This window comes from Undibacterium sp. GW821-FHT07F11, from assembly GCF_059418665.1.
The window spans coordinates 15,462-39,913 of sequence record NZ_JBWKQH010000005.1 but is presented as its reverse complement, the minus strand read 5'-3'; the positions used below and the strand labels follow the sequence as shown (position 1 = coordinate 39,913).

19 protein-coding genes and 1 pseudogene are annotated in these 24,452 nt (G+C 51.4%); 11 read left to right on the top strand and 9 right to left on the bottom strand.

Translation table 11 applies throughout. The features are described 5' to 3' along the window. Window positions 1-13: 13 nt before the first annotated feature. Together ubiE and AC07OI_RS13545 are read right to left on the bottom strand one after the other, a co-directional pair. A complete protein-coding gene (gene ubiE / locus AC07OI_RS13550; RefSeq protein ID WP_492703192.1) occupies window positions 14-748 on the bottom strand; it encodes a bifunctional demethylmenaquinone methyltransferase/2-methoxy-6-polyprenyl-1,4-benzoquinol methylase UbiE in 735 nt (244 codons plus the stop codon). 165 nt (window positions 749-913) lie between these two features. Next, on the bottom strand, window positions 914-1,855 hold the full coding sequence (locus tag AC07OI_RS13545) for a LysR family transcriptional regulator (RefSeq protein ID WP_495257610.1): 942 nt from the start codon (window positions 1,853-1,855) through the stop codon (window positions 914-916). 119 nt (window positions 1,856-1,974) lie between these two features. Here AC07OI_RS13545 and AC07OI_RS13540 point away from each other — a divergent pair, with 119 nt between their 5' ends. Both AC07OI_RS13540 and AC07OI_RS13535 read left to right on the top strand, forming a co-directional pair. Then, window positions 1,975-3,009, top strand: coding sequence for an NADP-dependent oxidoreductase (locus tag AC07OI_RS13540; RefSeq protein ID WP_495257609.1), 1,035 nt, complete (start codon window positions 1,975-1,977; stop codon window positions 3,007-3,009). Between the two features lie 4 nt (window positions 3,010-3,013). Beyond that, window positions 3,014-3,709: a hypothetical protein gene (locus AC07OI_RS13535; RefSeq protein ID WP_495257608.1), complete on the top strand. Its 696-nt coding sequence runs from the start codon at window positions 3,014-3,016 to the stop codon at window positions 3,707-3,709. Window positions 3,710-4,337: 628 nt separating this feature from the next. Here AC07OI_RS13535 and AC07OI_RS13530 read toward each other — a convergent pair. The 3 genes from AC07OI_RS13530 to AC07OI_RS13520 are packed head-to-tail and all read right to left on the bottom strand — an operon-like array spanning window position 4,338 to window position 9,153. Next, window positions 4,338-4,757 (bottom strand): gamma-butyrobetaine hydroxylase family protein, encoded by a 420-nt coding sequence (locus tag AC07OI_RS13530; RefSeq protein ID WP_495257607.1) that lies wholly within the window; start codon window positions 4,755-4,757, stop codon window positions 4,338-4,340. Then, window positions 4,754-5,182, bottom strand: coding sequence for an HIT family protein (locus AC07OI_RS13525; protein WP_495257606.1), 429 nt, complete (start codon window positions 5,180-5,182; stop codon window positions 4,754-4,756). Before AC07OI_RS13525 ends, AC07OI_RS13530 begins: the two co-directional genes overlap by 4 nt. After that, entirely contained in the window at window positions 5,182-9,153 is a 3,972-nt protein-coding gene (locus AC07OI_RS13520) for a DUF3683 domain-containing protein (RefSeq protein WP_495257605.1), read from the bottom strand. Before AC07OI_RS13520 ends, AC07OI_RS13525 begins: the two co-directional genes overlap by 1 nt. A gap of 489 nt (window positions 9,154-9,642) precedes the next feature. On the opposite strand from AC07OI_RS13520, the gene AC07OI_RS13515 reads away from it, so the two are divergent. Continuing rightward, on the top strand, window positions 9,643-10,749 hold the full coding sequence (locus AC07OI_RS13515) for a beta propeller repeat protein (protein ID WP_495257604.1): 1,107 nt from the start codon (window positions 9,643-9,645) through the stop codon (window positions 10,747-10,749). A gap of 127 nt (window positions 10,750-10,876) precedes the next feature. On the opposite strand, the gene AC07OI_RS13510 is transcribed toward AC07OI_RS13515, so the two are convergent. The 3 genes from AC07OI_RS13510 to AC07OI_RS13500 all read right to left on the bottom strand — a co-directional run bounded on the left by AC07OI_RS13510 (window position 10,877) and on the right by AC07OI_RS13500 (window position 13,757). Next, window positions 10,877-12,175, bottom strand: a complete 1,299-nt coding sequence (locus AC07OI_RS13510) for an HAD family hydrolase (protein WP_492703180.1) — start codon at window positions 12,173-12,175, stop codon at window positions 10,877-10,879. Between the two features lie 211 nt (window positions 12,176-12,386). Continuing rightward, entirely contained in the window at window positions 12,387-13,259 is an 873-nt protein-coding gene (locus tag AC07OI_RS13505; RefSeq protein ID WP_495257603.1) for a metallophosphoesterase, read from the bottom strand. A gap of 6 nt (window positions 13,260-13,265) precedes the next feature. After that, on the bottom strand, window positions 13,266-13,757 hold the full coding sequence (locus AC07OI_RS13500; protein WP_495257602.1) for a YqaA family protein: 492 nt from the start codon (window positions 13,755-13,757) through the stop codon (window positions 13,266-13,268). A 137-nt stretch (window positions 13,758-13,894) separates the two neighbouring features. On the opposite strand from AC07OI_RS13500, the pseudogene ilvA reads away from it, so the two are divergent. The 8 genes and pseudogenes from ilvA to AC07OI_RS13460 all read left to right on the top strand — a co-directional run. Beyond that, window positions 13,895-15,439, top strand: a pseudogene (gene ilvA, locus AC07OI_RS13495) (threonine ammonia-lyase, biosynthetic); the annotation flags it as partial. 29 nt (window positions 15,440-15,468) lie between these two features. Next, complete coding sequence (gene queF / locus AC07OI_RS13490) at window positions 15,469-16,314, top strand: NADPH-dependent 7-cyano-7-deazaguanine reductase QueF (RefSeq protein WP_495257601.1); 846 nt, start codon at window positions 15,469-15,471, stop codon at window positions 16,312-16,314. 54 nt (window positions 16,315-16,368) lie between these two features. Further along, window positions 16,369-16,965, top strand: coding sequence for a hypothetical protein (locus tag AC07OI_RS13485; RefSeq protein ID WP_492703175.1), 597 nt, complete (start codon window positions 16,369-16,371; stop codon window positions 16,963-16,965). Window positions 16,966-17,139: 174 nt separating this feature from the next. Beyond that, the gene (locus AC07OI_RS13480) at window positions 17,140-19,818 is read left to right on the top strand and encodes a sensor domain-containing phosphodiesterase (protein WP_495257600.1); all 2,679 of its coding nucleotides are present in this window, start codon (window positions 17,140-17,142) and stop codon (window positions 19,816-19,818) included. 102 nt (window positions 19,819-19,920) lie between these two features. Then, entirely contained in the window at window positions 19,921-20,394 is a 474-nt protein-coding gene (locus AC07OI_RS13475) for a PTS sugar transporter subunit IIA (RefSeq protein ID WP_492703173.1), read from the top strand. A 118-nt stretch (window positions 20,395-20,512) separates the two neighbouring features. After that, window positions 20,513-21,454 (top strand): HPr(Ser) kinase/phosphatase, encoded by a 942-nt coding sequence (gene hprK, locus AC07OI_RS13470; RefSeq protein WP_162039741.1) that lies wholly within the window; start codon window positions 20,513-20,515, stop codon window positions 21,452-21,454. Between the two features lie 25 nt (window positions 21,455-21,479). Next, window positions 21,480-22,343 (top strand): RNase adapter RapZ, encoded by an 864-nt coding sequence (gene rapZ, locus AC07OI_RS13465; RefSeq protein WP_492703639.1) that lies wholly within the window; start codon window positions 21,480-21,482, stop codon window positions 22,341-22,343. Between the two features lie 162 nt (window positions 22,344-22,505). Continuing rightward, entirely contained in the window at window positions 22,506-23,474 is a 969-nt protein-coding gene (locus AC07OI_RS13460) for an aminoglycoside phosphotransferase family protein (RefSeq protein WP_495257599.1), read from the top strand. Between the two features lie 49 nt (window positions 23,475-23,523). On the opposite strand, the gene AC07OI_RS13455 is transcribed toward AC07OI_RS13460, so the two are convergent. Further along, on the bottom strand, window positions 23,524-24,027 hold the full coding sequence (locus AC07OI_RS13455; RefSeq protein ID WP_495257598.1) for a tetratricopeptide repeat protein: 504 nt from the start codon (window positions 24,025-24,027) through the stop codon (window positions 23,524-23,526). Window positions 24,028-24,452: the final 425 nt, after the last annotated feature.

Genomic DNA, 24,452 nt, shown 5'->3' with positions numbered 1-24,452 from the left:
TGTACTTATTGCTTCACAACTTAATGCCAGTGTGCAAAGCGGCCACACCTGCCGTCAAATTAAAATATTGCACACTTTCCAGCCCTGCCGTTTCCATCATCGTTTTCAGGGTTTCCTGATCGGGATGCATGCGTATGGATTCAGCCAGATACTTATAGCTGTCAGCATCGCCAGCTATCTTTTGCCCCATCCAGGGCAAGACCTTGAAAGAATACAGGTCATAAGGTTTTTGCAGGATTTCCGGTACTTTGGAAAATTCCAGCACCAGCAATTTGCCACCTGGCTTCAGTACACGCTGCATTTCTGCCAGTGCCTGATCCTTGTGTGTCATGTTGCGCAAACCAAACGCCACGGTCACTCTGTCAAAGTAATTATCCTGGAAGGGTAATTTTTCTGCGTCGCATAACAAGGTGGGGGTGATCAGACCCTTATTCAAGAGGCGGTCTCGCCCTACCCTGAGCATGGACTCGTTAATATCGGTATGCCATACCTCACCCGTCTTGCCCGCCTGACGTACAAATTCCTTGGTCAGATCACCCGTACCACCAGCAATATCGAGCACCTTGAAGCCGGGGCGCACACCGGCCTGAGCGACCGTGAAAATCTTCCAGACCCTGTGCAAACCAGCCGACATCATGTCATTCATGACATCATATTTGGCGGCGACAGAATGAAATACTTCGGCAACCTTATGGACTTTTTGATCTTCTTCTACGGTGGTATAACCAAAATGGGTGGTATTACTCATTTTCTTAGCCTTATCTTTACCAAAAGGGCAGGTTCGTCAATTTACCCTCACTGCACGGGAATCTTGCCCCGCCCCTGCCAAATTTGCTATGTAACGGATTGTAGCCTATTCGCGGCTACAATCCCTGCCTAATTCTTTGCTTCATCCTGTGCGTCTCTGACAAAATCAAATGACTTCTGCATGCTTGGTCAGCGCACTGGCTAGTTCCGTTTGCCATCGTGCTGCATTTCTTGCGTTCCAGACAAGATGAACTTCTTCACTGCATTGAAAACCGCAGTCACTGACCTCCAGCCTGCGCAATTCTGTATCTGCCAAGGCAAAATCCGGCAGATAAGCCAGTGCCTGCCCCGATTTGACCATGGACAGCAATAATTGCAAATCATCTATCCAGTAACGTATTTTGCGTGGTAACTGGTCATCGCGCCAGCCATCTGACAAATTGCCACGTGACTTGCCGCAAAATAATGAGCGCGAAGGGCTGACAAAATCATATTGCAGTGCTTGCTGGCTACTTATCTGCAAGCTGGCATTATTACCCAGAGTATCCACACAAGACAGTCCCTGGGCCACCAATGGATGTTGCAAGCCAGCCAGTAATTGTAGATGCAAGGCCCCCAAGGGGGTGCTGACCCAGTCTGCCGACCAATGTCCACCACGCCCATGCAAGACCTCGTTGGTCACCAGTGCATTGTTGACCTCGCCACGCTCCAGGGCAGCCAGGGCATCGTCTTCATACATGCTGGTCAGGTGTATTTCTGCCTCGGGGTAAGCAGCCATGGCTTGCCTGAACTGTTCTGCATGGCGCCACAGCAAGATGGCTGGCCCGGCAACACGGCAACTGACACTGGCTTGCTCACCACTGACATCTGCTTTGGCCTGATCTGCCATTGCCAGCATATTCCGGGCAAATTCCAGCATGCGCTGGCCACTGGCATTCAGGCTCAGTTGCTTGGCAGAACGATCAAACAAGACCGTATCCAGATCGCCTTCGAGCCTGCGCAAGGCTTTCGACACCGCCGATGGTGTCAAGTGCAATTCCTGCGCCGCTGCCCCCAACGATGGTTGTCTGGCTACACAGGCAAAGATTTTCAGGTCTATCAGGTTCATCTTGTTTAATTTTTTTCCTAAATTTCCAATTTGGACATAAAAAGTGAATTTATATTGCTTTACGAGACATTTTATCAGAACTAATATGCAAGCATCTCCCTCCCTGATCAAATCTGACCATGACCAATACTGAAAATGTAATTCACCAGCAATGGATATACAGCCGCCATCCCACAGGCATAGTCAGCGATGAACACTATGAACTGCGCAGCCAGCCTCTGGATACTGCCCTGGACCGCGACGAGGTATTGATTGCTGCCCGTTATATCAGCGTAGACCCCTACATGCGCATTAACCAGTCGTCCAAACCCACGTATAACCCGGAACCACATCCACTCAATACCGTGCAGGCCGCCGGGGTAGTCGGCCAGGTGCTGGCCTCGAATGCCGCCAGCCTCAGGCAAGGTGACTGGGTATTTGGCATGACAGGCTGGCAAAGCCATGCGCGCATACACGTCAGCGCCCTGACCAAGATCGATCCGACTATCGCCCCCGTCAGTACAGCACTGGGCGTACTCGGCATGCCGGGCCGCACCGCCTGGTTTGGCCTGACCGAGGCAGGTAAGCCGCATGCCGGTGAAGTGGTCGTGGTATCTGGTGCAGCAGGCGCAGTTGGTTCACTGGTCGTGCAATTTGCCAAGCGCCATGGTGCCAAAGTCCTGGGCATCGCTGGTGGCGCAGAAAAATGTGTCTGGCTGACAGACAAGCTTGGTGCAGACTGGGCAATTGATTACAAAGCGTTTAACAATGACGAGACATTGAGCCAGGAGATATTCAAACTCACAGGCGGAGTCGATGTGTATTTCGACAATGTAGGCGGCATGGTCACCGATGCCATCATCCCCATCATCAAACGCCGCGCCCGCATCATTATCTGCGGCCAGATCAGCCAGTACAACGGCGGCCTCGACGTCCCGGAAATGGGCCCACGCCTGCTGCAACACATGCTCTACCAGCGCGCCACCATACAAGGCATACTGGCCCGCGATTACCTGCACCGCATGGACGAAATGCTGGCCATCGTCTCACCTTGGGTCAAGGCAGGTGAGCTGGTGTTTGAAGAAACCATCATTGATGGCTTCGAACAATTGCCAAGCGCACTGAATTCTTTATTCACAGGCGAACATCGCGGCAAATTGCTGGTGAAGGTGTAAGCACATGAAACGCTTCTTATCCTTATTCCTGCTCAGCTTTTGCTTCATCTTCAGCGTCCACGCCGAAAAAAAACAAGGCCCCACCTGGGGCGTACACGGCATGCTCCTGTTCGGCAACAGCGAAGGCATGTATGTCTCACACCTGCCCATGTTTCATGCACCGCATGATTACCAGGTCGTCCTGCAAATACGCTGCCTCGATCAAAAGCTGGATGCCTCCATCAAAGCCAGGCTGGAACAAAAACTCGTCTTGTGGACCATGGAACCAGAACAATTCGAAATCGCCAGACTGGCCACAGACAGCAAGACACCGCTGAAACAGTTCAAGGCCAATATCGTGCTTGGTCATTTTGAACAGGGTGGCAAGGTCGAATACAAGGACGTGGCTGTCGTCGTGGAAAAGACCCTGATTTTCCGCCAGCTATCACCACAAATGCGTAACAACAATCAGGCTGTTTATCATCAGATAGGCAGTGGCACGCAACGCTTTCTGTTGAAGGAAATTGATAGCAGGCCCGACTTTGATCATGTGCTGGCGATCAGTGTACCTGCGACTGCGGCGATGGCTGATGTGGTGGTGAAGAAAACGGGATTGCAAGCTGTGAGTGATGCAGAGTTTTTGCAGGTATTGCAGGGTAAGGTGAATAAACGGACTGGTGTGAAGGGGACGATTTATCTTGATCGGGCGGATTTGGAGTAATCAAACCAAGCTGAATGTGCACAGTCTGCTAATGAAGGTATTTACGTCGCTGTTGCTGTTGGGTTTGACCTTGGGGTTGCTTTTGATTTTTGCAGTTCCCATGTGTCGGCGCCGTTTGTGCTGTACAGAAAATGGATTAAGAAGGACCGCTGTTTGAGCCGCAGGCGAGTTTCGGGCCTTCCCATTTTTTGTACAGCACAAACGGGACCCCCCTTTAGGGGGCGACGACGCCTGGGTCGCCCTTTTGGCATACCTTTTTGGCGAAGCAAAAAGGTATGTAGCCGCCGGTCTACCACCGGCCTGCAATCTTAAATAACGTGTGTGGTCAATTAAAAACTGAACTCGAAAATATGGCTTCGTTTTTTTGGAATACGTTAATCGTAGGCCGAGTGTTGGGCTGGTGAAGCGTAGCCCAACCTACACTCTCCCGGCCTGCAACCGTATATTAACGAATGCAATCATCACAAAATCACACGATTCTGATATTAATAAACTGCACGGTAGACTACGAACGCCGCTGGATTCCTGCCTACGCAGGAATGACGTCAATATGAGGATGATTTATCAAAAAGTGGGAGTGCTGGTCCAATCTGAAACATGATATCTGAGACCTGAGATCGACGTGCACTCAATGCTTAGTCCCACAACTCCCCCCACCCTTCACCGCCATAGGCGCATCCCGCCCAGTCTCCCCAGCAAACCCCGCCGCCTGCAATTTCTCCAGATACTCCTGCCAAACCTGAACCTGGTTTTCACCCAGCCAATACAAATAATCCCAGGTAAAAATCCCCGAGCTATGTTGGTCAGAAAAAATAGGCTTGATTGCATAATTACCGACTGGTTCTATGCCAACAATACCAACATCGCGTTTGCCGGTTTGCAGCGTCTCCTGCCCCGGCCCATGACCACGCACTTCGGCAGAAGGTGACGACACGCGCAGTAATTCAAACGGCAAAGAAAATTCCTTGCCATCATCAAAGGCGACTTCAAGCACCCGCGATTGTGTGCGGGCGTTCAGGGAAGTTGGTTGTGGGTTACCTATGCTCATGATGCGAATTTCGAAATAATGGTTTGCCTTAATTGCGGCAACAAGTTGCGGCGCGCATCCAAAGCAGACTGGTCAGCCGCATCGCTACGCGCAACCGCCCAGATGGGATTGGGAAAATGCGCATCATCGGTATACCTCGGTATCAGATGCCAGTGCAGATGCGGCACCATATTGCCAAGGCTGGCGACGTTCATCTTGTGCGGTTGCATGACTACACGTATGGCTGCTTCCACCTTCCAGACTGCCTGCATGAAAGTATTCCTGTCAGTCTCCGACAGATCAGTCATTTCCTTCACATGCGCATTCCAGATGACGCGGCAAAAGCCGGGGTAATTTGCATCCTCGACGAGGATGACGCGTAACTGACCGGTGCTGACAATGACATCACCAGCACTGGCATCACATAATTCACAAGTAACTGACATTACACCAGCACCCTTTCTATACCGCCGTTATTGGCTTTGGCGACATACTCCGGCATCCAGTTTGGCCCCAGAATGTGCTTGGCCATCTCGACGACGATGTAGTCTGCTGTCGTGCCAGAATCTTCATCATAGCGCGTCAAGCCTTGCAAACAGGCTGGGCAGGATGTCAGAATTTTGACGTCACCGGTAAAGCCATCAGCACGCAGTTTATCTGCGCCCTTGTTCATTTCTTCTTCCTTGCGGAAGCGTATTTGCGTGGAGATATCAGGCCGCGATACTGCCAGCGTCCCTGCTTCACCACAGCAGCGATCATTCTTTTCTATCTTGACGTCATCGACTGTAGTGATCAGTGCATTTACCGTTTTCAAGGGGTCTTGCAATTTCATCGGTGTATGGCAGGGGTCGTGATACATATAACGCGTGCCATTCACTGCGGCCAGCTTGACATCTTTTTCCAGTAGAAATTCATGGATGTCGATGATGCGGCAGCCAGGGAATATCTTGTCGAATTCATAGCCCTGTATCTGGTCATAACAGGTGCCACAAGAGACGACCACGGTCTTGATATCCAGATAGTTAAGCGTGTTGGCCATGCGATGGAACAGCACACGGTTATCGGTAATCATCTTCTCGGCCTTGTCGAACTGGCCGGCACTGCGTTGCGGGTAACCGCAACACAGGTAACCCGGTGGCAGCACGGTTTGGACGCCGACATTCCACAACATCGCCTGGGTTGCCAGGCCGACTTGCGAGAACAGCCTTTCCGAGCCACAGCCGGGGAAGTAAAACACGGCTTCAGTATCTGCTGTCGTGGTTTGTGGATTGCGGATGATGGGGACCATCTTGTCATCTTCAATATCCAGCAAGGCACGCGCGGTTTTCTTGGGCAGATTGCCCGGCATTTTCTTGTTGATGAAGTGAATCACCTGCTCGCGTATTACAGGCTTGCCCAGACTAGCCGGCGGTGCCTTGGTCTGCTTCTTGGCGAGTTTTTTCAATACCGTATTACCGAGGCGCTGTGCCGCCACACCCCAGCCAAAAATCACCTGACGCGCCGCCTTGATGGTGGCCGGGTCTTTGGCGTTCAAGAAGAACATGGCTGATGCTGTACCTGGGTTGAAGGACTTCTTGTCCATCTTGCGCAAGAGATTGCGCATATTCATCGACACATCACCAAAGTCGATATCGACCGGACAGGGCGTCACACACTTATGGCAGACCGTACAATGGTCAGCCACGTCTTCAAATTCTTCCCAGTGTTTGATCGAGATACCGCGGCGCGTCTGCTCTTCATACAAGAAGGCTTCGACCAGCAGCGAGGTTGCCAGGATCTTGTTACGTGGCGAATACAGCAAATTCGCACGTGGCACATGAGTTGCGCAAACAGGTTTGCACTTGCCGCAACGCAGGCAATCCTTGACGCTATTGGCGATCGCACCGATATCGCTTTGCTGCATGATCAGCGACTCATGCCCCATCAGGCCAAATGAAGGCGTGTAGGCATTGCGCAAGTCGGCAGCAAAGTCTGGCAGGTTCAGCAGCTTGCCCTTGTTGAAGCGGCCTTCTGGATCGATGCGTAATTTATACGAGCGGAAATCCTTGATCTCATCTTCAGTCAAAAATTCCAGCTTGGTGATACCTATGCCATGCTCGCCAGAGATAACGCCATTCAATGAGCGCGCCAGTACCATGATGCGGGCAACGGCATGATGCGCCACTTGCAGCATTTCATAATCATCAGAATTGACTGGCAAGTTGGTATGCACATTGCCGTCACCTGCATGCATGTGCAGGGCGACGAAGACGCGGCTGCGCAAGACTTTCTTGTGCACGGCCACACATTCATCAAGTATCAGCTTGAAGGCCGAGCCGCTGAAAATCTGGCGCAGTTGCGCACGGATTTCTGTCTTCCACGATACCCGTACTGTCCTGTCCTGGACGATGGAAAACACCGTCACATCAGGCTGTATTTTTAATCTTTCATCGAAGACAAATTCCAGCTTGTCCAGGCCCAGTTCCAGTAATTCTGCCTTGGCTGCACTCAGTGGTTTGTCGAGATTATTCAGCAGATAAGTCCAGCGTGCTTCTGCTGCCTGCAAGAGTGCATTGGCTTCATTGACGCGGTCTTCCAGCAATTCAGATGCGGGGATATCATCACCAGCAGCATCTTCACTCTTGCCTAGTGGCAGATTACGTTTGGCGAAAAAGCCTTTCAATCCATCGAGCAAGGCCAGCTTGTTTTGTATTGATAATTCTATGTTGATGCGCTCTATACCATCGGTGTATTCACCCATGCGGTTGAGCGGGATTACCACGTCTTCATTGATCTTGAAGGCATTGGTGTGTTTGGAAATCGCCGCTGTCTTGGCGCGGTCCAGCCAGAATTTTTTGCGGGCCTCAGGGCTGACGGCCACAAAGCCTTCACCGACGCGGGTATTGGCAATGCGTATCACCTCAGACGCGGCCTGAGCCACGGCGTTTTCATCATCGCCAACGATGTCACCGAAAAGCGCCATCTTGGGCAAGACGCCGCGCTTGGATTTGGTCGTATAACCAACAGCACGCAGATAGCGCTCATCCAGATGTTCCAGACCTGCCAATATCGCGCCGCCCTTGCGGGTTTCGTTATCGAGGTAATCCTTGATTTCGACGATGCTAGGGATGGCATCACGCGCCTGGCCAAAAAATTCCAGGCAAACGGTGCGGGCAAACTTCGGCATCTTGTGCAAGATCCAGCGTGCCGAGGTGATCAGACCGTCGCACCCCTCTTTTTGCACACCCGGCAAACCTGCGAGGAACTTGTCAGTCACGTCTTTGCCCAGGCCTTCTTTGCGGAAGACGCGGCCCTTGATATCAAGCTGCTCGGTCTTGAATGCTTGTTTCTCGCCAGGGTGTGTCCATTCGAGCTTGAACTTGGCCACTTCCACGTCGTGGATTTTGCCAAGATTATGTTCAAGCCTGGTTACTTCCAGCCAGTCACCGTTAGGATCAACCATGCGCCACGACGCCAGATTATCCAGCGCCGTGCCCCACAATACCGCCTTCTTGCCGCCTGCATTCATGGCGACGTTGCCGCCTATGCATGAGGCTTCGGCAGATGTCGGGTCAACGGCAAATACAAAACCCGCTTTTTCAGCGGCATCAGAGACGCGCTTGGTGACCACACCAGCACCGGAATAAATGACGGCATAATCACGGTCAACGCCGGGCAGGCGCGTCATTTCGACAGCACCCAGTTGTTCCAGCTTTTCAGTATTGATGACAGCTGACAAAGGCGTCAGCGGTATCGCACCGCCAGTATAACCAGTGCCACCGCCACGCGGGATAATGGTCAGACCCAGCTCTATACAGCTTTTGACGAGGCCCGCCATTTCATCTTCAGTGTCTGGGGTCAGCACGACAAACGGGTATTCAACACGCCAGTCGGTTGCATCAGTAACATGGGATACGCGGCTCAGGCCATCGAACTTGATATTGTCTTTTGCAGTAAAACGCGCCAGCAACTTGCTGGCCTTCTTGCGCAAATCATAAGTGTCGCGGAAATCCTTGGAAAACGCTGCCACCGCCTTGCGGGCGGCCTGTACCAGTGTTTCCACGCTATTACTGCGTTCTGCATCATCGTTGACCGTACTCAGGCGGCGCTTTTCTACCTCGGCCAGCCTGTGGTTCAGCGCATCGATCAGATCCTGACGACGGCGCGGGTTGTCCAGCATATCGTCTTGCAGGTAAGGATTACGCTGCACTACCCAGATATCACCCAGCACTTCATACAGCATGCGCGCAGATCGTCCGGTCTGGCGTTTGCCACGCAATTGATCAAGCAATTGCCATGCATCTTCACCTAGCAGGCGGATGACGATTTCGCGGTCAGAAAACGAAGTATAGTTATAGGGAATTTCCCGCACGCGGGTTGGTGTTGCGCCTTGGGGAGCATCTGCGAGCAAGGCCTGGATCTGGGCTGGAGCATTCATCAGTGACGTGGTTGGACGGATATATAAAAGTCCATTCTAACTTATTGCGATGCACCACGCGCCAACAGCCTTGAAGTTTATACGGTAATGAATGGTGATTGTGGCAATTTTCCAAATGGAATTTGGCGAAAGTCGCCAAAAATGACGCGAAAGTGGCTGACTTTGCAAATTCATCACAATTACGGCTGCACAAAAGTCAGGCAGGCAAATTTGATTTACATCGTTTGTCGGATTTTACACCTGACTGAAGAGCAGGCAGTGGTCGTTTGACACAAAATAGAGAAGATGAAACTTAAGCCAGCACTTCCAATCCTTTGCGATCATTCAAATCATCAGCGCAATTTGCCAAGCTTGGCGAAAACTCCCGAGTAACAGACAAATCCCAGATTTTTGCATATGAAATATTTTGTTACAATGCTGCCGTTATTTGCGATTGAAATAATAAATCGTCGATATTCTTAAGCCCAAAAATCACTGATCACGAATAATATGAAAATAACACACGCAACAAGCCTTTCCCTGGCTCTTATTTTATCTGCCTGTGGTGGTGGAAGTGGTGGTAATAGTCCTGCAAACAATACCGCCGTTGTTAACAATGGGACTGGAACTGGTACCGGAAATAATACAGGTACTAACACGGGTACTAATACGGCCTATGGCTGCACAAACAAGTTTGGAACAACCTGGACAGAAATTGATGCAGCAAAGAACGTACCCTATTTCAGTATTGTCGTGTATGGCAATGGTTTGTTTTTAGGCATGGGTTACGGAGAAACCCTGGCAAGCTCAGATGGTGAAAATTGGAGCAAGGTAAGCAATTCCTCCACCAACAGTCCGAATATCGCCTATGGTGGTGGGAAGTTTGTCAAAGTTGGCAATGCAGGACTCAATTTCACCAATTTGATGGCCTCCATCACCAGCGATGGCGTGAAATGGGAAGACATATTAATCTCAGATGGCAACAACAAGTCTGCACAGGCCGTACCAGTTTTTTCACCTGTAGATATTACTTACGGTAATGGCAGGTTCGTTGTAGTTGGCGGAAACGGCAATATCATCTGGAGTGCAGATGGCAGGAACTGGAATATAGCAACCAGTCTGGCTAACACCAAAGTAATAGGATCAGTATGGGTCACCTTTGCCAATGGCAAATTCTTTACTTACGGAACTGGAAGTAAAAATCAGCTCAGTGTCAGCAGCGACGGCAATACCTGGCAAACACAAGGAATCACCAGTGATGAAGGGTTTCCTACCGATATCATCACCGGGATGCAATATGTCAACGGCAAGTATGTAGCGATAGACAGCAAAGGTGTGATTGCTTACAGCACTGATAGCATTAGCTGGAAAATCGGATACAGGGGCCGAGGTAGTACTCCTGTGCATGGCAACCAGATGGTCGCAGGTGGCGGCCAAGTCATGGCCGTTGATTATGCAAGCGTTTTTGTAGCCGATGACCACGCTGTCGTCTACAGTTGCGATGGTGTGCATTGGGACAAAACCGCAGCACCGCATGCCAACGTCAACTACATGATTGCTATTGGAGACAATGTAGCGGTGCGGTCTTCAGGCAAGATGGCATTTTCCAGACGCTGATCAGAACAGACTGAAAGAAAATAAGAGGCTGACTAAAATTACTCTGGATTTCCGCAATTAGGAAAGCTGCTTGTTATCAAGAATATCTGCGGAAGGCTGTACGAAACCTTCCGCAGTTTCAATACAGTTAACCCAGCAAAGCAGGCGCAGTCTTGCCCAGTTTCAGGGTAGTTTCCACTGGCAACCAGTTACCTGTGGATTCCTGGCGGCCTTGCAGCAGGAAGCGTGGATTAGCTTCTTTGGCGGCGTCAGCAGCAGCTTTGGACAATTCACCGATCTTGCCTTTTTTGAGGCGATTCACGACCAGGCCGATTTCTGTTTCCTTGAAATCGCGCAGCATGTCGTAGTCACCATCGCTGTCACCGGCCACGAATATAGGGCCGTAGCCCTTTTTGGCAACCAGTTCACGCTTGATGACGACAGTCTTGCCTGGGCCCCAGTTCAAAGGCCAGTCTTTGCGGTAAGCGTTTTTGTAGACATCGCCGTTTTGTTCCAGGCGCAGGCCCAGGACGTTTTCACGTTGTACGTGGTAACCATATTTTGGATTTGTGGCAAACACGGCGACGACATCTTCCAGTGAAGCGGTGCTGACATAGACGTCAATACCGTTTTGGCGGAAAGTGTTCATCAATGTCGCCACTTCCGTGCACAGGCGTATACCGTGAAAGTGTGCCGTCGTGATGACACCGGCCACACCTGGCAGAGATGCCGGGCTGGTGTATTTGACTTTGCTCAGGCCCATGCCCAGGTTGGCATCGTTGGATGCTTCTGCCAGTGCACTGACTTCACCGACTGTCATATTGGCGAAGAAGTAGATGACCCATGGATAACCGACGTTCACGCCATGCGTATCATTGACAGCTTCGTACAGGAAGTAAAGCTTGGCGCGGAAGTCCTGGAATTGCGCAGTTTCGACGATTTCTTCCAGGCTGCGGCTACCGGCCATGCCTTTGTAGTTGGCATGCAGGTAAGCGTAGTCACTGTCGAGATCGGTACAAACGCTTTCCAGATCCAGTTGCTTGCCAGCTGCATTTTTATAGTCGGCAGTAAAATTACCAACCGGTACATTTTGACGGATGACTGCAGAGAATTCTGGTGGCGTCAGCTTGAATGCCAGGTGATTGATCTGGTACATCAGCAGCGCTTCTTCGCAGTCATTCATGATGCTGGTGTTGTCCCAGTCGAACACAGCGTAAGGTTTACGCTTGACAGAATAAGTCTTGCTGGTATTGCCGTGCTTGGCGATCAGGGCAGCAACCAGGTCACGGTTACGTGGCGACCATTTGGCGCTATCCAGAAATACCGCTGGTGCTGCAGCCGGTTTTGCCATGGCTGGCACAGCCAGCGTTGCGCCTGCTGCTGTTGCAACCAGTCCCTGCAAAAATCCACGGCGCGGCTGTTTGTTTGTGAGTTTATTATCTTGCATTTTATTTCCTTACTTTCCTTGTATTGTCCTTGTATTGCGCATGCTTTGCCGCATGCCAGGGCGGGTATTTTGTCAAAAAGCTGTCTTGCTCAATTTACACTAATGCGTAGGTACTCATGCTTTCCAGCAAGCATTATAGTCAAACATTGTGACATCTCGACACGCCACCAGAAAATTTAGGCGGATTTGTATATACCTTATTAATTTCTGGTTAATTCGTGACATTTCTTTGCCTGTCCAGGGCAGAATATAAATGACATAAATGTACTTCCGATGGCGCAAACAAGCGTACTGGCAAGTCGCTCATGCCTATGCCCTGGCTGGTCAGCAAGTAACGCCCGCCTGGCAAGGCAAACAAACCCCGGGCATAACGACGTTCACCTGAACCTGGTGGCAAAACCAGCGGCTTACCAGCAGGCGTGGCAATTTGTCCGCCATGGGTGTGGCCGCAAAAGGCAATCTGAAAATCATGTCCGGCAACATGCTTGAGGCCCAATGGTGAATGCATGAGTAGCAAACGCACATCGCCTGCCCCAGTAAAAGTCTGGTCTGCGTCTGGCATACCGACACCGGGCTCATCCATACCGCAGATGGAAATGGCATCAAATGGCGCTGACAAGCGTGCGTTTTGATTGACCAGGACCTGGACACCTGCATCCTGCAGGCAGTTGAGTATATGCCCATCATCCAGCCACAAGTCATGATTGCCCATGACGGCGAACTTGGGAGTAGCTGGGTTGAGCAAACTTAAGGGTTTGAGCAGATGTTGCATATGCCGGGCATGCAGCGAGACATAATCGCCACCAAACAAGATGACATCCGGCGCAAAGTCAGCAATAGCGGCAAATGCCTGTTCCAGCAACCTTACATCAGTCAGCGGGCCTGCATGCAAATCTGAAATGAATGCCAGCTTGCAGTTAAAGCCTTCAGACAGAGGCAGGTAAAAATCGCGTCTGTCTATACGCAAACCGCCTTGCAGCTTCAGGGCATAGGCAATGCGTGCGGCCCGGTTTTCTTGATAAAAAGCGGCTTCCAGCCCCTCACCCGCGCGCCGCCACCAGCCATAGTATTTACCTCTGCCCATGTCTGATCAAAATATGAAGTTGGCGATTTTGGTCCAGATTCCTTCTGGTACTTTCAATAACAGCCAGGTGATGACGATGTAACGCAGGCACTTGCCCACTGCCATGTAAAACACACTGGGCCAGAATGGCAGGCGCAACCAGCCCGCCAGAGTGCAGATGGGGTCACCGATGCCGGGCAGCCAGGCCAGCAGCATGGTCTTGGCGCCAAAATGCTGCAGCCAGCGATACCAGTAACTCTCGCGTTCACGGTCAAAAGCCTGCTTGGCGGCATAGCCCATGCCATAGTCGACCATGCCCCCCAGGGTATTGCCTATGGTGGCGACGATGATGACTTGCCAGAAAAGCGCGGGATTGCTCCTGATGACAGCAAAAACTGCCGGTTCAGACCCCATGGGCAACAAGGTGGCAGAGATAAAACTGATGATAAAGACTGAACTGAGACCAATTTCAGGCAGGGCCAGCATGCTCAATAACCAATGGACTGCGTCTACTATCATCGTGGTTTGATATGGCTGTAAAAAGCATACATTATAATGGCGCCTGCAATTTCAAATCAGTATGCAGTGACTTAGGGCTAAATTAGCTCTAGTTCACCAGCAAATCACGACTAGATCAGCCATTTTTAACTAACAATAAGACATCCATGAGCACCGATTATCTGAAAAAGATCCTGACAGCGCGCGTCTATGACGTCGCATTTGAAACCCCGCTGGAATACGCTACCAGCCTGTCGGCACGCATGGATAACCGAATTTATTTCAAACGCGAAGACATGCAAAGCGTGTTCAGCTTCAAGCTGCGCGGTGCTTACAACAAGATTGCCCACCTGACGCCTGCACAACTCAAGCGCGGCGTCATCTGCGCTTCTGCGGGTAACCACGCCCAGGGTGTAGCCCTGAGTGCCAGCAAGAAGGGCTGCAAGGCGGTTATCGTCATGCCCACCACCACACCACCAGTCAAAATTGACGCGGTACGCACACACGGCGGTGACCTGGTTGAGATCGTCCTGTTTGGTGATTCCTATACCGATGCCTACGGCCATGCGCTGGAACTGGAAAAGAAACGCAAGCTGACCTTCGTCCATCCTTTTGATGACCCGGATGTTATCGCTGGTCAGGGTACGGTGGGTATGGAGATTTTGCGCCAGCACGCTGAGCCTATCCACGCGATCTTCGTCGCGATTGGCGGCGGGGGCCTGATCTCAGGCGTGGCAGCTTACGTCAAGGCGGTGCGTCCGGATATCAAGATCATTGGTGTGCAAACGACTGATTCTGACGCCATGGCACGCAGCCTGAAAGCGGGCAAGCGCGTGACTTTGAATGATGTGGGCCTGTTCTCTGATGGTACAGCCGTCAAGCTGGTGGGCGAAGAAACTTTCCGTCTGGCCAAGCTGTATGTCGATGAAGTGATTACGGTAGATACCGACGCTGTCTGCGCCGCCATCAAGGACGTGTTCCAGGACACCCGCAGCATCCTGGAACCTGCCGGTGCATTGGCAGTAGCCGGTTGCAAGGCCTATATAGAGCGCGCCAAGGCTGACAAGAAGCCATTGAAGAATGAAGCCCTGGTCACCATCGCCTGTGGTGCCAATATGAATTTTGACCGCCTGCGCTTTGTCGCTGAGCGTGCCGAAGTCGGAGAAGCACGGGAAGCCCTGTTTGCCGTGACCATACCAGAAGAACGCGGCAGCTTCCGCCGTTTCTGTGAACTGATAGGCGCGCGCAATGTCACAGAATTCAATTACCGCATCAGCGATGAAAAAGCCGCGCATATTTTTGTGGGCATACAAGTACACGATAAGCTGGAATCTGGCAAAATTGCCAAGAATTTTGAAAAGCATGGTTTTGCCACACTGGACCTGACGCATGATGAGCTGGCTAAATTGCATATACGCCATCTGGTCGGCGGCAAGAGCAGCCTGGCCAAGGATGAATTGCTGTATCGCTTTGAATTCCCTGAGCGCCCGGGTGCTTTAGGGCGTTTCCTGAACAGCATGGCACCGAACTGGAACATCAGTTTGTTCCATTATCGTAACCATGGCGCAGATTACGGCAGAACTTTAGTTGGTTTACAGGTTCCAAAGAAGGAAATGAAGGCTTTCCGCGAATTTTTGGCAACCCTGGGTTACCGCTACTGGGATGAAAGCAAGAATCCCGTTTACCAATTATTTTTGGGCTGATGCAGCCTACCCAAGTTAACGCAGACAACATGACAGATTCCGCACCAAATACGCCTGAGCATTCTTTACTGGGCAAGCCCGCGACCTACAAGTCCGAATACGATGCCAGCCTGCTGTTCCCTATCTCCCGTTCCGGAAAAAGGGAAGAAATAGGCCTGGGCAGCAGCCTGCCTTTCTTTGGTGTGGATATCTGGAATGCCTATGAAATCTCCTGGCTGAACATGCGCGGCAAACCGCAGGTGGCGATAGCAGCCATTACGGTACCGGCAGATTCGCCGAACATCATCGAATCAAAGTCTTTCAAGCTTTACCTGAATTCTTTTAACCAGACGCGCCTGGCAGGCACTGATGCACTCATCAGTCTGTTGCAGGCTGATTTGTCTGCCGGTTTTGGTGCGGCTGTGCAGGTCAAGCTGACCACGCCAGACCAATTCGATAAACTGGCCATGCATGAGCTGCAAGGCCAGTTGCTCGACAGGCTCGATATCGAAGTCGATAGCTATACACCTAACCCATCACTGTTGACCGCCAACTTTGATGAGTCGCCAGTAGAAGAAACCCTGATCTCGCATTTGCTGAAGTCCAACTGCCTGGTCACTGGTCAACCAGACTGGGGCAGTGTGCAAATCCATTATGTAGGCCCGCAAATCAACCAGGAAAGCCTGTTGCAGTATTTGATAGGTTTCCGCGACCACAATGAATTCCACGAGCAATGTGTGGAACGCATCTTTGTCGATATCATGCGCCACTGCAAACCGCAGAAGTTGTCAGTCTATGCACGGTATACCCGTCGCGGCGGGCTGGACATCAATCCATGGCGCAGCAATTTCAGTTCGGGCCAGGGCCCGGACAACCGCCGGAATGCGCGCCAGTAAGCCGGGCAGCATCCCTCTTATTCCTATTTTTTGTATCCATTTGTAACCATCATTATGTTGAAGTTCAAAAATTTCTCTTTGCGCACGGCCTTGTGCGCATCCAGCCTGTTGTTATGCATATCGGCCCAGGCCCAGACTACTGCCACCACCACAACCCAGGACGATATGGGCTGGTGGGATAGCGCCAAAGCCAAAGTCAGTAAAATCATGGACGAAGGTGACTTGTCACTGATGGTCGCAGGCCATACCCACCATGGCCGCGGCACTTACACCAAGGAAAGAATTGCCGAACTGAATGAGCACACCTGGGGCCTGGGCTTTAGCAAAGCCATACGCACCAAGGAAGACAATGAAGAATCAGTCTATGCCATGATGATTTCTGATTCGCACTTCAAGCCGCAACCCATGGCTGGCTATGCCTATCAATGGATGAAACCTCTGGGTGACACGGTCGAAGTTGGTGGCGGCCTGACTGGTGTGCTGATCAGTCGCACTGATTATTTTGGTGGTTTCCCCTTCCCTGCGATCCTGCCTGTTGCCTCCGTAGGCACACGTAGTACCAAGCTGATGGCAACCTATGTACCCCGTTTTTCCAAAAACAAGGGCAATGGCGACGTGCTCTTTTTGTTCGTTCGCTTTGACTTGAAGTAAATGTCTGGCGGTATTCTGGCCCGGCAATTGCCTGTTCCCAGGACTGATGAAACTGGCGACATTTTTTGGACTGCGCGGGGTCATATGTTTTTGATACTAGCGAATTACCATCATTGTCCTAAGAACTTGCTTGATGTAAAGTAGCCAGACTTATTCGTTTTATAGATTGTCGTCGTGATAATTCCGGTCCCGTTTTCAAGTACTAGCACACGCGAGCCTGCCGCCAGTCAAGACTGGCATATGGCCTTGCTGGAACATAACCCGGATGCGATGTATGTACTGATCGACGACAACCTGGTGTATGCCAATCCGGCAGGTGCAGAACTCATGCATGCCGGTGACCCGCAACAATTGATAGGTCTGAAGCCGGAAGCCTTCTTGCACGGAAGGCATCATGAAGGTGCCAGGACCATACTGCAGAAATTGCGGCAGGATGGTGCGCAAAGCAAGCATACCTGCCAGTGCATACGTCTTGATGGTCAGCTACTCGATATAGAAGTCCGTGCTACGCAATTCAGTTTTAATGAACAAACAGCCATCTTGCTGACGGCGCGCGAAATCACTCCCCGCAGCAGCTCCCGTTCCAGCGCCACCGTCACCGCGCTACCCCTCGCCGATCAAGTCCGTTACAAATCCAGCCGCGTCCATGAAGCCCTGCATCACGAGAAAGAAATTCTCGAGATGATTGCGCTCGACAAACCGCTGACCGATATTCTGGAAGACGTTTGTGATCGCATGGAACGCCTGCTCGACAATGGCGCCCTGTGTGCCATCACCCTGTATGACGCCAGCACCCAGCACCTGAGTTTTGGTGCAGGCCCGTCCTTACCGGATGGCTTTTGTGCCTTGTTAGGCAATGTACCGGTCGATACCAGCTCAGGCTCAGCTTCGGCGGCGATTCATTACCAGCGCACCACCATCGTGCAGGATATTGCTGTTAGTCCGCTGTGGAAGAATTTGCGCGAACCGGCGCTACGCTACGGCTTGCGCTCCTGTTGGTCTTTGCCGATTACCACTGCCTTCAACACCTTGTTGGGTACAGTCGATGTGTATCACCAGATGGTACACAGCCCGAATGAAGACGAGCAGGCCATGATGATGGATGCCTGTGACCTTATCGGCCTGGCCATCGACAAAAAAAATATGGAACAAAGCCTGGAGGAAAGCGAAGAACGCTATCGCTCCGTGGTGACCAATCTCAGTGAAGGCATCATGGTCATAGGCCCAGACGGCCAGATCCTGACCTGCAATCCCAGTGCCCAGCGCATTTTGAAGATAGAAGATATCGCCACGGTAGGCAGGCGCCATCGATACTTCAAAAACATACTCGGTGACGAGGGACAATCCATACGCATGGGTGATGACCCGGCATCAGTGGTGTTCCGCAGCAAAACCCCTATTCTGAATTTGTCGATGGGCGTGGAGTTGCGTGATGGTTCTATTGTCTGGTTGCTGGTGAATGTGCTGCCCATCAATAAGAAAAGCAGTGCCTCGGTGTCTGCTGTACTGATTTCATTTACCGATACGACAGAAGTGCGTGAAACGCAAAGGCAATTGCATTTCATGGCATCTTATGATGCCCTGACAGGTTTACCGAATCGTCATCAGCTCAATCAACGCCTGGTCAAGGCACTGGCTGGTGCCAAGCGCACCCAGCACCGTCTGGCTTTGCTCTTCCTCGATCTCGACAGGTTCAAGAACGTCAATGACACGGCTGGCCATGCGGCTGGTGACACGCTCTTGCGCGACGTATCTTCGCGCCTGAGTTCATGCATACGCACGACCGACATGCTGGCCCGCCTTGGTGGTGATGAGTTCGTCATCGTTGCCGAAGCCTTTGAAGATGCCATGCAACTCAAGGACCTGGCAGAACGCGTGCTGGCCCGCATGCGCGATCCTTTCGTGATTGATGGTAACGAATATCATCTGGGTACTTCCATCGGTATCAGCGTTTACCCGCATGATGGTGAAGACGGCCCCACGCTCATGCGTTGCGCTGATTCTGCCATGTACCATGCCAAGGAATCGGGCCGCAATAATTACCAATTCTTCACGACAGAACTCAATGTGCGCGCCCAGCATCGCTACGCGCTGGAAACCAATCTGCGCCGTGCCCTGACTGATAATGAATTCCTGGTGTATTACCAGCCCAAGATTTGCCTCAGCACCTCACGCATCGTCGGTGCAGAAGCCCTGATACGCTGGCAAATGCCGGATGTGGGCCTGGTACCACCGAATGAATTCATCCCTATTTCTGAAGAAATCGGCCTCATCCTGCCACTGGGTCGCTGGATTTTGCGCCAGGCTTGCCTGCAAACCCAGTTATGGCGTGAACAGTATTCACCCGACCTGGTCATCAGTGTGAATATCTCGCCCAAGCAATTCCAGGACCCTGGCCTGCCCAAGTACATAGAACAGGTCTTGCACGAAATCGGCTTGCCCGCATCTGCCCTGCAACTGGAAATTACTGAAGGCTTGCTCATGGGCGACATAGACTTGCTGCTGCCGGTTTTTGATGCCATTAAAAAGCTGGGTATCAGCATTTCGCTGGACGACTTTGGCACAGGCTTCTCTTCTTTATCTTATTTACAACGCTTTCCTATCGACAATCTCAAGATAGACCGGTCTTTCATCCGTGATATCCCGGGTAACCCCGATTCCGTTGTACTGACGCACGCCATCATCGCCATGGCCAATGCCCTGGGTATGAGCGTCACAGCCGAAGGCGTGGAAAAAGCCGACCAGATGTTCTTCCTCGCTGACTCTGGCTGTCAGGAGATGCAGGGCTTTTATTTCAGCCAGCCGCTACCTGTTGATAAATTTGAAAAATTACTGAGAGACAACGTTCGTTAAAAGTGTTGTCAAGTTTTGCGCATATCAGCCAAAAGAAGCCTATAATTTGACAAAACCTAATTTTGTGCATCGCACCATTTCGCTGTAAAACGATCTTGCACCATGACGAATATTGCAAAAATCCTGCCTCTTAACAACGTATTACTGGATCTGGAAGTCTCCAGCAAAAAAAGAGCATTTGAACAGGCCGGGCTGTTATTCGAGAATAATTGCAGCATAGCGCGCTCGGTTGTTTCTGATAACCTGTTTGCCCGTGAACGCCTGGGCTCCACTGGCCTTGGCCATGGCGTCGCCATCCCGCATGGCCGCATCAAGGGCTTGAAAGCACCGATTGCCGCCCTGGTCAGATTAAAAGAAGCCATTCCCTTTGAATCGCCAGACGGTCAGCCAGTCAGCCTGCTGATCTTTTTGCTCATGCCTGACAATGTCACGCAACAGCATCTGGAAATCTTGTCTGAAGTAGCAGAAATGCTGTCGAACGAGACTTTCCGCGATACGCTCAATACCGAAGCCAGCGCCGCCGCGATTTATGAAAAAATCATGGCATGGCGCCCCAACTTGCCGGGTACAGCGTGATTGTTCTTGCTGAGACTGCCAGGTTTGCAGGCATCCAGTAAAGCCCCGGGCTTTTCCCGTAGTCCCCTGATCCCTCAGGCAAACAACCAAGACATCGTCAGATTCGACCAAAATAGCCATGCCATCATTGACAGAACTCACGGTACAAAAAATCTACGATGATAATCGCGACACCATGCAACTTGGCTGGTTTGCCGGTTTCTCTGGCGCGGACAAGCAAATCACTGGCGACGCCGCATCTTCTGCCGACCAGGTCGGACATTTGAACCTGATCCACCCTGGCCGTATACAAGTACTGGGGCATCAGGAACTCTCGTATTACAACCGCCTGTCGAATGCCTCGCGCAATAACCTCATGCGTGAACTCGTCGCTGGTGCACCACCTGCCCTCATCGTAGCGCAAGGTCTGGAATCGCCGCCGGCGTTCTTGACGACTTGCGACGACAATAATATCCCGCTGTTTTCAACGCCCTATCCATCCGCTCAAGTCATTGATTATTTGCGCGTGTATCTGTCGAAAAAACTCGCGCAAAAAATCACCATGCATGGCGTCTTCATGGACGTACTTGGCGTGGGTGTGCTGATCACCGGTGAATCCGGTCTTGGTAAAAGCGAGCTGGGGCTGGAACTGATTTCACGCAGCCATGGCCTGGTGGCCGATGATGCCGTCGAGTTTTCGCGCATTGCCCCCAATATGATAGAAGGCCGTTGCCACGAACTTTTGCAAAACCTGCTGGAAGTACGCGGCCTGGGCCTGCTCGATATCAAGACCATCTTTGGTGAAACTGCAGTTCGCCGCAAGATGCGTTTGAAACTCATCGTGCATCTGGTAAGACGCAGCACCCTCGAAGAAAATTACGAACGCCTGCCTATCGATTCGCAGACAGAAGAAGTGCTGGGCCTGCCCATCAGAAAAGTCGTCATCCCGGTTGCTGCAGGCCGCAATATCGCGGTTCTTCTGGAAGCAGCTGTGCGCAACACCATCCTGCAATTACGTGGTATTAATACGCTGGAAGACTTCATGGAACGTCAGCGACGCGCCATGGAAAACGGTGACTAAATACCTGCCAAGCACAAGTACCCCTATGGAAATCCTGCTCATCTCTGGTATCTCCGGCTCCGGCAAATCGGTAGCCCTGAATGTAGTTGAAGATGCAGGCTACTATTGCGTCGATAACTTGCCACCCAGTTTGCTGGCTGACCTGGTCAACACGCTGACCAAAGAAGGCATACCCAGCGCCGCCATTGCCATCGACAGCCGCAGCGCGAATCAGCTCACGCATTTGCCAGACTCCATACGCACGCTGCGTGCAGAAGGCCACGACGTCAAAGTCCTGTTCCTCACCGCCAGTACAGAATCCCTGGTCGCCCGCTTTTCAGAAACCCGCCGCAGCCATCCCCTGTCGCACCGCCTGGGTCTCGACAAAGAACCTGGCGACAGGCTCAGTCTGACCGAATGCATACAGGAAGAACGCGAAATCCTCTCAGGCATACAACTGGTCGCCCACGTCATCGACACCAGCGATCTTAGTGCCAACAAACTGCGCGCCTGGGTCAAGGATGTCATAGAAATAGGCCACACCCCGCTGACCCTGATGTTTGAATCCTTCGCCTTCAAGATAGGTGTACCACTGGACGCAGACTTCGTCTTCGACGTACGCATGCTGCCCAACCCCCATTACGACCCCATCATGCGCCCGCTGACAGGCCGTGACCTGCCTGTGATTGAATACCTCAAAGAGCAACCCATGGTCGATGAGATGTTTGCCGACATTCAGCAGTTCATCGCAAAATGGTTACCCGCCTTCAAACGCGATAACCGCAGTTACCTGACCGTCGCCATAGGCTGCACCGGCGGCCAGCACCGCTCAGTGTATATGGTGGAAAAACTCGCTGCGCACTTCAAGGCGCAGGAGCAGGTGCTGGTCAGGCACAGGCGTTTGAGTTAGCCCGCTGTGTCGTAGTTGAGGCCTTGCCAGACAAAGCTTCATCCACACAACGCAGAAATTTCTATAAGCGCTTAATCGCTGACAAATGTACGCATCGCTTGCATTACCGCGTACTCTTGACCTCTTCGTTTTGCGGCCAACTAATTTTTTAGATGAAGTTCAATGAACACTATCCTCAATTGCCTGCCACAAAATCTCGACAATCCTGCTTGTAACGACTTCATAGCAAACACACCTTTGACAGCCTGGATGCCAGTGCTGGAGCATCTGAAAAAAACATTCGGGCTACCCGCTGATACGTGGGAGAAAATCCCCCTGGGTGCAAATGCCTTGTTTGGGCTGGGTGAGGACGTGATAGTCAAACTGGTGCCACCTAACTGGCGGAGACAGGGAGACAAAGAAATTCTGGTTGCACCTCTGCTGGAGGGCAAGCTGTCATTACAGACACCCAAACTCATCGCCAGCGGTGAAATCGACAACTGGGTATTCGCGATCTTCAGCCGCTTGCAAGGCACTTTGCTTGCGGACATCTGGCCATCCATGGATATTCAACAGAAACAGTCCATCATGGTGCAGACCGGTCAGCTTTTGCGTGAAATAGGCAGTGTGAAATTCAAAGCAGATATCACCATCAGAGTAGACTGGCCAAACTATATACGCGATTTGATTGCTGATTGCATGGCCAGACATCAACGCCGGAAAATGCCTGAGGGTTTGCTTAAGCAAGTCATGCCTTATATCGAAGCCGCCGGGGATTTTGCCAAGGCGGGCGACTTGCGCTTTATCCACATGGATATCCATCCGTGGAACCTGATGGCAAAACAGGAACAGGGCCTATGGAAGCTGAGTGGTTTGCTCGACTTTGGCGATGCCATCGTCGGTAATAGTGACAGACTTGAAATCCTGACGCCTATGATCTTCATGGCACAAGGTAATCCCTTGCTGCTTCAATCCTTGCTGGAAGCTTATGGTGAAGTTGATGGGATCAGCTCATCTACCCTGCAACGCCAACTGACTGCCTATATGCTGATCAGGCCTGACTCTGATGTGACATTTTGCATGCAACAGGTGCCAAGCAGCGGGCCTCGTGATACTTGGGAACAGGTTGCTGAGCAAATGTTTCCAGTGTGAGTACAGACAAGTCACCTTAAGATGTGGGTGCGAATATCGCATGCATTTTTCAATCAATCGCTTTCTCTACCAAGCCTTGCGCATACCTCGCCAGAGAACGATTGTAGCGTGGCAAATAGGTAGCCAATGCTGTCAAGCTAATTGCCAAGGCTTCGCGTTCTCGTCCCAGATCAGCCAGCGCCAGGGCAAGAAAACCACGTACTGCGCCATCCAGTTCATCACTACCAGCATGCATTTCAGTTGTCAGTATGTCGACAGCCGCTTGCGGGTTGCCCAGATAACGGATGGAACTGGCCATTTGTATATTCGCCCGCCTGCGGCGCAAGCCAATCAGGCCATTTTCCAACGCGGCTTTATACAAGGGAATGGCAAGCTCTGTGAAACCGCAAGAATCACGCGCACCGCCACGCTCGAACAGGCCGATTGCGGCATTCGGTGGAAGTTCTCCCGCCATCGCATCCATGCGGGCAATAAAAGTCTGTGCTTCAAGCGCATCCAGCTCTGCCCATAAGGCAGCCAGTCGTTCTTCCCAATTGTCGTTAAATGTAGTCATGATTTTTATCGAGAAATTATTGTGATTGATTATCCAGCATAAACCAGTACCCGTGTCAGAGGCTTATTCACAAAGAAACAGGCGAGCCTGACATGTTAAAAATTACGTCATTCTTAATTTTTTAAGATTTTCAAATCTCAGCGCAATCAACTCAGGCTATACTCGGTTTGCGTTTCCTCGGTGGGAACAAAGCTGTCTGCTTGCAAAGGTTCTGACTCATGGGTTCAGACTGGCACAGCGTATTGTATGCGTTTGTGTACCGCACCAGGCAGCTGTTAATAGGTTCGATTCCTATACTACGCAACCATGCTCAAAAAAGAGCCTCAGACTCGTAATCTGATCGAAGTAAAAATGTGTAATACATCAGTAGTAATCCTCAAGGGAACTGCTTTCCTGTCCTTGAGCAGGCAGATTCAAGTATTGAG

Coding starts and splice junctions, on each gene's coding strand:
- ubiE (WP_492703192.1), bottom strand. CDS start 748: ATGAGTAATACCACCCATTTTGGTTATACCACCGTAGAAGAAGATCAA.
- AC07OI_RS13545 (WP_495257610.1), bottom strand. CDS start 1,855: ATGAACCTGATAGACCTGAAAATCTTTGCCTGTGTAGCCAGACAACCA.
- AC07OI_RS13540 (WP_495257609.1), top strand. CDS start 1,975: ATGACCAATACTGAAAATGTAATTCACCAGCAATGGATATACAGCCGC.
- AC07OI_RS13535 (WP_495257608.1), top strand. CDS start 3,014: ATGAAACGCTTCTTATCCTTATTCCTGCTCAGCTTTTGCTTCATCTTC.
- AC07OI_RS13530 (WP_495257607.1), bottom strand. CDS start 4,757: ATGAGCATAGGTAACCCACAACCAACTTCCCTGAACGCCCGCACACAA.
- AC07OI_RS13525 (WP_495257606.1), bottom strand. CDS start 5,182: ATGTCAGTTACTTGTGAATTATGTGATGCCAGTGCTGGTGATGTCATT.
- AC07OI_RS13520 (WP_495257605.1), bottom strand. CDS start 9,153: ATGAATGCTCCAGCCCAGATCCAGGCCTTGCTCGCAGATGCTCCCCAA.
- AC07OI_RS13515 (WP_495257604.1), top strand. CDS start 9,643: ATGAAAATAACACACGCAACAAGCCTTTCCCTGGCTCTTATTTTATCT.
- AC07OI_RS13510 (WP_492703180.1), bottom strand. CDS start 12,175: ATGCAAGATAATAAACTCACAAACAAACAGCCGCGCCGTGGATTTTTG.
- AC07OI_RS13505 (WP_495257603.1), bottom strand. CDS start 13,259: ATGGGCAGAGGTAAATACTATGGCTGGTGGCGGCGCGCGGGTGAGGGG.
- AC07OI_RS13500 (WP_495257602.1), bottom strand. CDS start 13,757: ATGATAGTAGACGCAGTCCATTGGTTATTGAGCATGCTGGCCCTGCCT.
- queF (WP_495257601.1), top strand. CDS start 15,469: ATGACAGATTCCGCACCAAATACGCCTGAGCATTCTTTACTGGGCAAG.
- AC07OI_RS13485 (WP_492703175.1), top strand. CDS start 16,369: ATGTTGAAGTTCAAAAATTTCTCTTTGCGCACGGCCTTGTGCGCATCC.
- AC07OI_RS13475 (WP_492703173.1), top strand. CDS start 19,921: ATGACGAATATTGCAAAAATCCTGCCTCTTAACAACGTATTACTGGAT.
- hprK (WP_162039741.1), top strand. CDS start 20,513: ATGCCATCATTGACAGAACTCACGGTACAAAAAATCTACGATGATAAT.
- rapZ (WP_492703639.1), top strand. CDS start 21,480: ATGGAAATCCTGCTCATCTCTGGTATCTCCGGCTCCGGCAAATCGGTA.
- AC07OI_RS13460 (WP_495257599.1), top strand. CDS start 22,506: ATGAACACTATCCTCAATTGCCTGCCACAAAATCTCGACAATCCTGCT.
- AC07OI_RS13455 (WP_495257598.1), bottom strand. CDS start 24,027: ATGACTACATTTAACGACAATTGGGAAGAACGACTGGCTGCCTTATGG.